At 45.0% G+C, this 11,373-nt stretch carries 6 protein-coding genes and 1 pseudogene; 5 read left to right on the top strand and 2 right to left on the bottom strand.

Annotation, left to right across the window (positions count from 1 at the left end):
* Positions 1–161, bottom strand: a pseudogene (locus L5M71_RS20245) (IS110 family transposase); the annotation flags it as partial.
* A 158-nt stretch (positions 162–319) separates the two neighbouring features.
* Here L5M71_RS20245 and L5M71_RS20240 point away from each other — a divergent pair.
* The 4 genes from L5M71_RS20240 to yidZ all read left to right on the top strand — a co-directional run bounded on the left by L5M71_RS20240 (position 320) and on the right by yidZ (position 6,704).
* Positions 320–1,039 carry a GIY-YIG nuclease family protein gene (locus L5M71_RS20240; RefSeq protein WP_263209448.1) on the top strand — a complete coding sequence of 240 codons (720 nt, stop codon included), beginning with the start codon at positions 320–322 and terminating at the stop codon, positions 1,037–1,039.
* Positions 1,040–1,490: 451 nt separating this feature from the next.
* Complete coding sequence (locus L5M71_RS20235) at positions 1,491–4,325, top strand: M16 family metallopeptidase (protein ID WP_263209447.1); 2,835 nt, start codon at positions 1,491–1,493, stop codon at positions 4,323–4,325.
* Positions 4,326–4,579: 254 nt separating this feature from the next.
* A complete protein-coding gene (locus L5M71_RS20230) occupies positions 4,580–5,776 on the top strand; it encodes an MFS transporter (protein ID WP_263209446.1) in 1,197 nt (398 codons plus the stop codon).
* Positions 5,745–6,704, top strand: a complete 960-nt coding sequence (gene yidZ, locus L5M71_RS20225) for an HTH-type transcriptional regulator YidZ (RefSeq protein WP_263209445.1) — start codon at positions 5,745–5,747, stop codon at positions 6,702–6,704. Before L5M71_RS20230 ends, yidZ begins: the two co-directional genes overlap by 32 nt.
* A 17-nt stretch (positions 6,705–6,721) precedes the next feature.
* Here the strand turns inward: yidZ and L5M71_RS20220 are convergent, their stop codons facing one another.
* A complete protein-coding gene (locus tag L5M71_RS20220; protein WP_263209444.1) occupies positions 6,722–9,439 on the bottom strand; it encodes a DEAD/DEAH box helicase in 2,718 nt (905 codons plus the stop codon).
* A gap of 372 nt (positions 9,440–9,811) precedes the next feature.
* Here L5M71_RS20220 and L5M71_RS20215 point away from each other — a divergent pair, with 372 nt between their 5' ends.
* The gene (locus tag L5M71_RS20215) at positions 9,812–11,182 is read left to right on the top strand and encodes a DUF4397 domain-containing protein (RefSeq protein ID WP_263209443.1); all 1,371 of its coding nucleotides are present in this window, start codon (positions 9,812–9,814) and stop codon (positions 11,180–11,182) included.
* Positions 11,183–11,373 lie beyond the last annotated feature (191 nt).

The following is an 11,373-nucleotide window of genomic DNA, read 5'->3' as shown; positions in this document are numbered from 1 at the left end:
GCCTCCATAGCAATAAGGCTACCTTCGGGGAATTGTCTAATTTTATCGAGCAGCTTGTTTCTGTTAACCTTTTTGTTACTCATGACAGAGTTATCCATAAGACAAACACAAACTTGAAAAACATTTTTGGCTAAATCGATACCAATAACTTTAATATCCATGATGGAAACCTCCAGAACTATTTGTCAGCTTTAAGCTTGGCATAATACTGCAAGCTTAGGTGCTGAGGCGTCCATCACATCACTACACAAGTAGTTTTAGTCGAACTCTTGAACGTATAGAAAGTCTTGCGAATACGCTTGAAAAATCGGCAGCCACGTTGAAGTGTGGTTTTAATCTTGACTATGTTGAGTTGAAGTTCGAAGAGTGTAAGCTTCAATATCAATATACATTGAAGAAGCAAGAGGAAGTTGATGAGCAAAAGCTTATAAAAGAGCAAATTCGAGAGGAGCAGAGAGCAATTAAAGAGTATGAACGTGCTATTGCTGAAGCAGAAAAAGAAGAAAGAATGTATAGAGGCTTATTAGATAAGGCAAGACAAGAATTATTAGAAGCATCTGAAAGTGAAAGAGCTATAACTGAGCAGCATATTGCAGAACTTGAACAGCGATTGTTAGAAGCCGAAGCTAAAGAGGCTAGAGCAAAGAGTATGGCTGAGCAAACACGAAAGGGGCATGTGTATGTAATTAGCAATATAGGTTCATTTGGCGAAGATGTTTATAAAATTGGTTTAACAAGACGTCTAGAACCTATGGATCGTGTCAAAGAGTTGGGTGATGCGAGTGTGCCGTTTCCATTCGATGTACATGCCATGATATATGCTGAAGATGCACCAGCATTGGAAGCTGCTTTACATCGAAAATTTACATTACAGCGAGTAAACGCTGTGAATTTGAGGAAGGAATTCTTCCAAGTTGATTTACCCACTATAAAGGATGCTGTTGATAGTATTGTTGAGATTGATGCCGAATTTAAGATGACAGCTCTTGCTGAAGATTATTATGAAAGCCTTCGTCTTCAAACTGACCAAGTCGCTTGATTTTCGTTTTCTATAGAAGAACCTATGCTCTCATAATTGTTATTAGTATCAATTGCTCTGTTACTAGGTTGATGAAATGGCTTCGCCAATTAAGCACTAGCATGGAAGTGACCGTTCGTGACATGGATGTCACGGTCGAGCACACAAGGATGTGCTTGATGCGTGTCACTGGAATGATAGTGCTTAAGTGCTCAACATATCGCTAATATATGCATACCATTCCACAGTAACCATTAAATCCACAGCTGTTTCAGCTTCCTTCCTCTCTCATTATTTTTCGGCATATTCTGACTATATATCAAGGCGATAAACTATTTTTAGTACGGCATAAGGTATTGATTTTGTGACTTAAAGTGCTTTAGGTACTATAGTGAAAGCTTATTTTATCTGAAACATAGGTGAGCGCTTCCTAGGTTTCTTGTTTGATTTTGGGGGAAAAGTGCGAATTTTAATGAACAATTTCAAGGTAATTAGTTTTGTGCGTCAGTGGTTACTGCTGGCGCTTTTGAGTATGGCGTTGCCACTGCAGGCGAGCGAAGATCCGCTGTGGATGGGAACGACAGGCTTGCCTATGAGTGAGCGGATCCATACCGGTGAACTTGCCAATGGTATGCGTTATTTATTGGTGAGCAATAAGACGCCGGAGCAGGCGGTCATAGTGCGGATGCGGGTGGATGTAGGCTCTTTGGTCGAGTCTGATGCCGAGCAAGGATTAGTGCATTTTCTTGAACACATGGCCTTTAATGGATCGACCGGATTGGCTGCGGGGGAGATGATGCCGACATTGCAGCGCCTTGGCCTGAGTTTTGGCGCCGATACCAATGCCGTGACAGAGTTTCAGCAGACGGTCTATCAATTCAACTTGCCGAGTAATAGCCAAGATAAAGTCGATACCGCTTTGTTTTTAATGCGAGAAATTGCCAGTAATCTATTACTCGACCCAGCGCTAATTGAACGTGAAAAAGCGGTGGTGTTGTCTGAGCTGCGTGAACGTAGCGGTGCGGATCTTGAGAATTACCGTAACCAATTACAGTTTTTAATGCCAAACACATTGCTGTCAAAGCGCTTCCCCGTGGGTGAGGCGAACAGTATCAGTAATGCCAATCGCGAGGCGTTGCTGTCTTTATATCAGCGTTTTTATACGCCCTCACGCACCACTTTAATTGTGGTGGGTGATATCGAGGTCGCCGCGGTAGAACAAAAGATAAAACAACAGTTTGCCAGTTGGAAGGCCGCGCCTTTGGCCGCTAAAACCAAGGAACAAGCTATTGGTACTGTCGCAGAGCGCCAAAGTGTCGATGCGGCGGCATTTTTTGATCCAAGTCTGTCAACGTCAGTTTCCCTTGGCATGCTAAAACCCATCTCAGCGATTACCGATAGCCCTGCTGTGCGGGAGCAGGAAATGTTGCTCGAGCTTGCCCACGGCATCTTGTATCGCCGTATGGAGTCGCAATTACTGCATAGCCAAGGTTTATATGGTGTAAACCTGCAGGTTGGACCGCAGTTTGATATTGCCTATGGCACACAAATGAGCCTAGGTACGCAGGAAAATAACTGGCAAGAGGGAATCGCACTCTTGGAGAAAACCCTGCGTCAAGCAAAAGAGTTTGGTTTTAGCCAACAGGAAATTGACCAGCAAATCAAACGTATGCATAAGGGATATCAGCTAAGTGTCGCGGGTAGCAGTACCATTCACAGTGTGAATATTGCCGAGAGTCTAGTGTATTCGGTGGCGGGCAATCGCGTCCCTGTCGAACCCGATTGGCAGCTCGCATTTTTTGAAAAAATAATGCCAACAGTGACACCGCAAAAGCTAAGCCAAGTGTTTAATCAAACATGGAACGCCACGCCGTATTTGTATCTGACCAGCAATAAGCCCATTGAAAATGCTGAACAACAGCTTATCGCCAGCTACGAGAAAAGCCGTAAACAAGCGGTGAGCGCACCAGCAATCAAGGCGATTGATGAGTTTGCTTATACTCAGTTTGGTGAGCAAGGCAAGTTAGTGGCTGACAGTCGCGATAAGGAAACGGGGATTCGTCAACTGCAATTTGCCAATGGCGTGCGCCTTAATCTTAAGCCTACCAACTTTAACAAAGGCACCACATTGGTCAGCCTAAACATTGGCTTTGGTGAAGTGCCATTCCCTGAGTTGGATGGTTTGTCTTATCTGTTTAACAGTGCGTTTGTGCAGGGTGGGCTCAAGGCCCATGATTATGACAGTCTGCAGGATATTTTTGCTGGGCAAGATATTTCCATCAACTTAGGCCTGCGTGAGCAAAGTTTTGGCGGCGAGATTAGCACTAATGCCGCAGAGCTTCGCACGCAGCTTGGCTTAATGACGGCTTATTTAATTGAGCCGGGTATGGATAAGCAGGCTGAACAATTGTTTCGTGAACAAGTGATTGCCGAGCAACAAAGTATTCATAGCAACCCACAATCTGAGTTTTCTAATCAGTTTGCCCGTATCTCCCATAATGGTGATAAACGCTATGGTTATGGTGAGCCTGAAGAAATTCTCAAACGTCACTTTGGAGAATTAGCGCCGAGTTTCCATTCGGCCGTCGAGCAAGGGGCGATTGAACTCGCTATTGTGGGCGATTTTGACGAAGCGAGTGCCATTGCTGCTGTGGCTGAAACGCTTGGCGCCATTAAGCGTAGCCCTATTGATAATGCGCAGTCGATAGTACCTGTGTTTCCGAAAGTGCCCGTTCAGAAAACATTAACGCATTATGGTCAACTGGATATGGCGGCACTTGCCATGGTGTGGCCTACAACGGATATGACTCACTTGAGTCAACACGCGGGATTGGGTCTGCTGGAGCAAGTGCTAAGCATTCTATTAACGGAAAACGTGAGGGAGAAAGCGGGTGCGAGTTATTCGCCATCGGCCTTTTCTTATAACGATTTCAATGCCAGCGGTTATGGTTACTTAGGTTTGTTTAGCGTGACGACTCAAGCCATGTTGCCAACGGTTGCCGAGTATTTCACCGCCGCAGTTAAGCAAGTTAAAGCGCCTTCGGGGATCAGTGAGGACTTACTTAATCGAGCCCGCCAACCAGTGCTTGAGTGGATGCAAGCTGCGCCGCAAACCAATGGTTTTTGGTTAGATCTCACCTCAACTGCCCAGAGTCATCCCGGTCGTTTTGCTGCCTTTAAACAAAGGCAAGCGTTAGCGCAGCAGATGACAGTTGCAGAACTTAATAAATTGGCGCAGCAATATCTGCAAGACGATAGTAGTTTAATGATCCAAGTCCTGCCTGCACCGCCAGATCCTCAGCAATGAGTGTTGGGCTCATAGAATAGTGGACTGATCATTCACCGACATATCCCCTGTGGTCGCAAACCGCAGGGGATATTTTTCTACCCCTTTCCTCCTCTATCTTCTTTTACCAACTTTTCTTTCACGTTCGTGGTGTTATGCCCACCCATAGGTCGTCAATGGAAATACCTGTTGTCGAAAATGCCACTCACAGATCTGTGCGAGTGAAACTAGGCTAGGCGCAACTTATGTGTGAGATGGCTAATGGGGTGAGGTATATGTTTCGATATCTATTGTGCAGTTTTTGTCTAGTGCTTTTGTACCCGACAGGGATAGATATGTACTTGGTCGGTTTGCCGCAAATTGCGCAGGATTTAGGGGCGAGTGAGGCGCAGCTGCATATTGCTTTTTCTGTGTATCTTGCGGGAATGGCGACCACTATGCTGTTTGCGGGGAGCTTAGCCGATAGGATTGGGCGTAAACCCATTACCTTGTTTGGCGCATTTTTGTTTGCTATTGCCTCTTACTTTGCCGGTAGTGCGCAAACCAGTGATCTCTTTTTAATGGCACGCTTTGCACAAGGCATTGGTGCGGGTTCTTGCTATGTTGTGGCTTTTGCGATTTTGCGTGATGTATTAGACGATAAGCGCCGAGCAAAAGTGCTCTCTATGGTCAATGGCGTGACTTGTATTATCCCTGTGATAGCGCCTGTGATAGGCCATTTAATTATGCTTAAATTCCCATGGCCTAGCCTATTTAATACTATGGCGGGGATGGGATTAATGGTATTAACCCTGTGTATTTTTGTATTGCGCGAAACCTATCCTAAACCGCAATTTCACACCACAATTGAGTCGGGTGGGTATAAAGAATCCTTTAAACAGCGGTTTTTTCTCAGTCGCGTGGTGATAACGACTTTAGGCGTGACCACGATTTTAAGCTATGTAAATGTCTCTCCCATGTTGATCATGGGGCAGATGGGGTTTGACCGTGGACAATATTCTAACACTATGGCTATGACAGCATTTGTGAGTATGGTGGCCTCATTTTCGACGCCCGTTTTGCTTAACCTGTTTAAAGAAAAATCCTTAATCTTGTTCTCTCAGACATTATTTGCCGCCGCAGCACTGGTGTTGATTTTGACCCAATTGGGCTGGCTGGGTCAGTTATTCAATCTGCTCAGTTTTGGTTTTGTGTGTTCGGGCTTTGCGATTGGATTTGGGGTCACCATGAGTCAGGCGCTGAGTCCATTTGTTACTCGGGCTGGAGTTGCCAGCTCTTTACTGGGAATTGCTCAAGTGTGTACTTCAGCTTTATATATTTGGGTGATGGGTCTGCTCGAAGTAAGTGCGATTAATATATTATTAGTGATCCTCGCTGTCGGTGCGCTGGTGAGCATTACACTGATCTTAGCGGTTCCTAAATTGCCGGAAATTGTACTTAATGACCAAATCCCTGAGTCGGCTCGATCTTAACTTATTGTTTATTTTGCAGCTTTTATTACAGGAGCGGAGTGTCTCTAAGGCTGCCAAAAAGCTCAATGTCACGCCATCCACTGTGAGTAAGTCGCTGGCCAAATTACGGAATTGGTTTGACGATCCCTTATTTGTCAAAACGCCGCAGGGATTTCAGTTAACGCCATTGGCTCACGGTATGGAGCAGGAGTTATCCGAATGGTTGCAAATGGGTAAGCAACTGATGGCTAAGCGCGGTGACGAGATGACCAAAGGGCTCACCTTCGAGTTGATGCTTGAGTCGCCTTTGTTGCTTATCATGCTTAATGAGCTGACTCAGGCCATTTATACTAAATACCCTGATGCAAAGGTGAAGGTACGAAATTGGGATTACGATTCACTCGAAGCGATTGTGCGTGGTGAAGCGGATATGGGGTTTACCGGCCGAGAAAGTCATCCTCGTTCCAAGGAGTCCCTTGATTTACTGCCGTATTTTATCGATTTTGAGGTTTTATTTACCGATCTTCCCCAGGTGTATTTGCACTGCGATCATCCCGCCTTACAGGAAGAGTGGAGCATAGACACTTTTCTTAAATATCCGCATATCAATATCTTGTGGGAAAAGAGCGAAACCTGGGCCTTGGATGATGTGCTTATTGAGCTTGGGTTAAGTCGCAATATTGTGCTGACCTTGGCCAGTTTTGAGCAGTCACTGTTTGTCGCGGCAGAGCCTCACCACAGCATGATGGCAATAGCGCCGCAATATTGTGAGCAATATGCCCGCCAATTACACCCTGACTTAGTCACTCGCCCGATCCCGATAAGTGGCGAATATCTTAATAAACTCGCCATTCCTTTTACCTTGATTTGGCATAAGAGAAACAGCCATAACCCCAAAATCACTTGGTTGCGAAGCAAGATAAAAGCGATTTATCAACAGCATGATTAAGGCTGTTATTTACTGCATTAACTTGTTTGGGTAATACCCAATTGCTGACAAATATGTTGGATACAAAGTTCTCGTTGTTGGCACCATAGCCCGTAGCTGACGGGGATCAGTTTAATGCCCGCGCGCTGTAAGAGTTTATACAGTTCAATATCGAAAAAGTCCGCCCAAGGTCCTGGGTAACCGATTAAATCTATTGCTAAATATTGGTTACCATAGCGACATAAAATATCCAGTTCTAGCCCCGCCATATGGTAGGCTCGCCAGACAGTTATGCCTTTTTCTTCAATCGCGAGTGCCACAGACTGGCCGAAGGTATCGAGGGAATCGACATAATTGTGTGCCGCTTGAAATTGACCCGCCGATGCTAAGTAAGTTGCCAGTAAATTATTGTTGGGGAGTTCATGCGCTTGTACCGATAAAAATAGCCACTGTATCTGTTTAGCGCGGGTGATGGCGACATTGAACATATCTTCGCGATTTAAATACACGGCGGCGCGGCTGTCGTTGGCCGTAATGCTAAACGACAGCAGCATAATATCGCGCTCTTCCCCTTGAAAACCAAAGGGCGTGGCAATCCGTAATTGGTGACGCTCGAGTTGTTGTGCGCTAAAGCGCGCAAGGATTTGCTGGGATAAATACTCCGTCTGATTGCGAAAACAGGAGAGTACACCAATGCTGGAAGGCACTAATACATTTTCTTGTTCATCAATCAGTTGAGCTAACTTTTGAATTAATGCCTCCGCTTCTATGGCGTTAATTCCCTTACTATCACGGCTGCCGGTAACGTGGACTCTGTGTAAGTGCCCTGAACTTGTGCAAGGTCTGTGCTGCATAATCTTCAGCATGCCTTGATAAAACTGCTGATTACTAAATTGGATCAGCTCAGGTTTACTCCGAAAATGCTCATTTAAAAATACCACTTGGGATTGGCTTGCGAGGGATTGTGACGCTAAGTCGAGCATACTGGCATCACGGTAGCTCATTAGGCCGCGGCAATCCTGCGCGAGTCCGAGTTGGGTCTGGATTTGAGTTTGTTTTGCGCGGGATAAAAACGAGAAATGTCGCAGTTGTTTGCTATCTCCCACCACCAGTGCCGCCTTTGCTCGCTGCAAGGCCGGTAAACATGCGGCAATATTGGCTTGAGTGGCTTCATCAATAATCACTAAGTCAAACATTTGCTGCTCCATGGGCAGCACTTTATGCAAGCTGGCAAGGCTAGATAACCAAATGGGAAAGGTTTGTTTTAAGGCATCAAAATCCGTCTTGTAGAAGCCGTCGAGTTGCTTAGCGGACTGGCGAGCGCGTAACGCACTGGCAAAACTCACCAGCGTACTGCGCTTATGTTTGAGTAATTGGTTTAATCGATAGTGAGTTGCCAATTGTAAGTATTTGAGGCTTAAGTCTTCTTTTTGCGCGATGAGGGCCGTTAATTTATCGAGTTCATTCCATTGCTGGGCAAACCTTTTGATACCTGCACGGTAAGCACAATTATAAAATCCTAAGCGCCAACGGGATTGTCCTTGTTGTAAGGTCGCCAGTTTTTGGCCGCGACGTATGGCATGGCGGCAATGACGTATAAAGCCCGCTTCCATCTTGACTTGCTGACGAGTCACAGTATTAAGTTGCTGTTTTGCATTGAGTAGCAACCTATCCGAGACGGCTTCATCAGATGCTGGGTGCTGACCATGGAGCATTTCATCAATCTGGTTTTTAAGGACTTTTATAAACTGCGGCGAGCCTGCTCGAATAAGGCTGCTCCCTAGCTGGAATTGTTGCTGTAACTTATCGGCAATCACATCAACAGCAACATCAGTGTGGGCGACGATGAGGACAGATTTACCCCTTAATACCTGCTCTGCTGCCACTGTGGCTATGGTGTAACTCTTACCTGTTCCTGGTGGGCCTGAGATCTGCCCCAAAGTATGATTGGCCGCAATCTTTAAGGCCTGAATTTGCGCGCGGCTTAACAGCCCAGGAAGATAAGCCTCTTGTGTGTCTTCACTGGCGCTGATTGATGTTGTTTGTTGTGTTTCTGCGAATAGCGCTTTAAGCGGTGCTGATGGTTCAGGCGCTGTCATTAGTTTGTCGAGTTCGTGCAAAATGCCCCGACTTGCGATCGAACGTTCTGCCAAAATGATTTGGCTTCGACTGACAAGAAACTGCCCACGTTTACGGCATAAGCTAGTAAATTCAGCCTCATCGATCAGCTTGGGAAAATGCAATAAATGACTGGTATCAACATCGGCTTGGCCTGCCCGCAGCCAAGATATCCAGCCACTGACATCCGTTGGATTATCGCGTAAATCTTGGCTTAGGCTATGTCCTTCAACGACTAATTTTTCTAATAGAGCTTCATTGATAGTGAATGGTCCGTTGCCAGCTAGAGTGTTATTACTCTCTAGGTAGAGATTATCGCCGTCAGCCTGTAATTGGCATTCGCGATAAAGGAGTGGTGTCACGACTTTACGTTTTTCGCCATTAAGGTCGACTGCGCCGCAGAAAAACAGACAGCAGTGCAATAATACCTTTTCACGTAAATACAAAGTGCTACGTGCTAGTAATGCACTGGCGGGAGCAAATGGCACAGGCAAGCGGGGTAGGAAGCCACTGCTTAACTCGTCTTCATGTTGGAGTAATAGCTGATCTTGCTCGGCAAGCTTGTGGCTTGACCAGAGATTGATTTCGGCACTATCGTGTTGAAAACATTGCTTGTAGTAGTTGAGAATCCCTTGCAAATCCTATCCATCCCAAAGGCTTAATTGGCGATGCGAGAGTAACCTAATCGCATTAGTCGAACAAGGTTTGTACCGTCTGAGGATAGTTTATCCATAGTCGCTTTAAGCCTAAAAGAGAGGTGTTCGATAGAACAGTCATTTTCCACTGGAGCAGAATTTTTGAGAGGCGAGCAAAAGTATCAGCAGCCGCATTTGTATCAATTAAGGGCCTGAAAAGTGTGGTTTGTATCACTTTTCAGTGTGTTATTGAAATGTTTGTTAAGTGTTTGAGTTTGTAAAATATTTGTTTTTGTTTTTAGTGGAAATTGCCATTGTTGTCATTGTATAACTGCGTAGATTGAACTGAATTTTTGTCTGCTAATGAGGGAAACAATGATAAAAAGTAAGCTAAAGGGATTCGCTGCGGTGGCTGTTGCCTGTTTAGCGGTAACGGCATGTGGCTCAGATGATAATAATGAAGAGGGCACAGATCAAAATGCCACCTATGTGCAATTCTATAATGCTTCAGCTGGAAGCACTGCTACTGCACTCAAAGTTGCCGATAAAACCTATGAAAGTGTGATCTATGGGGACACTATGCCGCGATTTACGTCGACGGCTGGCGTGACTGCGATTGAAGTGATGGCTAAGGATGCCTCTGATAAAGATATCTCTATTTATAAAGAAAATATCGATTTGAAAGTTGCAACGGACCATTTCTTTGTATTACATGGTGATTTTGCCGAACCTAAATTACTTAATATCAACTATTCTCGCACTGAACTCGATAAGCTCAACGAAGTGGCTGAAAACAGTAAAATGCAGCTCTTGATTGCCAATACTGCAGTTCATGCCCAAGCCTTTGACGCTTATGTTTCTAAGTCGACCCAAACCTTTGCCGATGCCGTGATGTTAGGCAGTGTGGCCTACGGTGAAGTGTCGCAGCCGCAAGTGATGGATACGGGTGAATATAAGGTTTACCTCGCACCAGCGGGAACAACCAATGTTTCTTATACAACTGCGAACATTAAATTCAGTTCTAAGGTGCCTTATAAGCTGATCATCCGTGAAGGTTTTGGTGCTTCGGATTCAAAAATCACCTTGGACAGTGTCGATTCAACCACCAATGTTCGCAATCATGTAGCATTAGAAGCGAGTGTCGATTATCGCGTCTTTAACGGTTTAGGTTCGCACATTATCGATGTGAAAGTGGCCAGCAGTAAGCAAGATACTCTGTTTAGCGAAGTGCCATCTTTTGGGGTGACTAGCTATCAAGGTGCTGAGTTTAATGATTTTGGTGTGAGTGTGTTCGACCACGGTACGCAAAATAAATTGCTCGATAATGTGCTTATCACCCTGAACCAAGATGAGATTAAAACCATCTTCATCTATGAGCAAACGACCGAGCAGGGCAGCCAAGTGAAGGCGATGGAGATGAAGCAAACTAAGACGCCAAGTCCCTATAGCTTTAAGTTCGACATTGTGAGTTTTGCCGATAAAAGCAATCTAACCGTGTATTTCTTAAAGGCAAATGACACGATTGAAACGGCTGTAAATAAGATCACCGCGGTCAATCCTGCGAGCCCTCAGTCAGTGACTGTGCCAGCTGGCGAATATTCTATTAAAGTTATCGCTGTGGAAAACGGTACTAAAACCGTTGTCTATGCATCCGATTTAATGGATTTCAGCAATGAAGACAATGTGACTATGGTGCTGAATAAAGATCCTTCTACTAGCTTTGGTTATAACTTGATTAAGATCTAACCGCTAAGGTGAGTGAACGGCTCTAATAAAACAGCGCTACTTAGGTAGCGCTTTTTTTGGGCTGTTTTTGTGTGCTCGTTTTAGTGGGCTTAGTAGATTGAGCATTATTGTCTTAGCATTCACTTTTTATTGATTGTGGCTGCGGGGTTAATGTAGGCTGATCGGCAAAAATTAAGCCGAGCATTGCTGTG

Source organism: Shewanella sp. SW1 (assembly GCF_025653545.1).
Classification (GTDB): Bacteria; Pseudomonadota; Gammaproteobacteria; order Enterobacterales; family Shewanellaceae; genus Shewanella; species Shewanella oncorhynchi.
Note: the sequence above shows the minus strand (reverse complement) of the source record. Positions and strands in the feature narration are given on the sequence as shown.

Bases quoted from the DNA above. Each gene is read 5' to 3' on its own strand.
- yidZ (WP_263209445.1), top strand. From the start codon at position 5,745: ATGACCAAATCCCTGAGTCGGCTCGATCTTAACTTATTGTTTATTTTG.
- L5M71_RS20235 (WP_263209447.1), top strand. From the start codon at position 1,491: ATGAACAATTTCAAGGTAATTAGTTTTGTGCGTCAGTGGTTACTGCTG.
- L5M71_RS20230 (WP_263209446.1), top strand. From the start codon at position 4,580: ATGTTTCGATATCTATTGTGCAGTTTTTGTCTAGTGCTTTTGTACCCG.
- L5M71_RS20215 (WP_263209443.1), top strand. From the start codon at position 9,812: ATGATAAAAAGTAAGCTAAAGGGATTCGCTGCGGTGGCTGTTGCCTGT.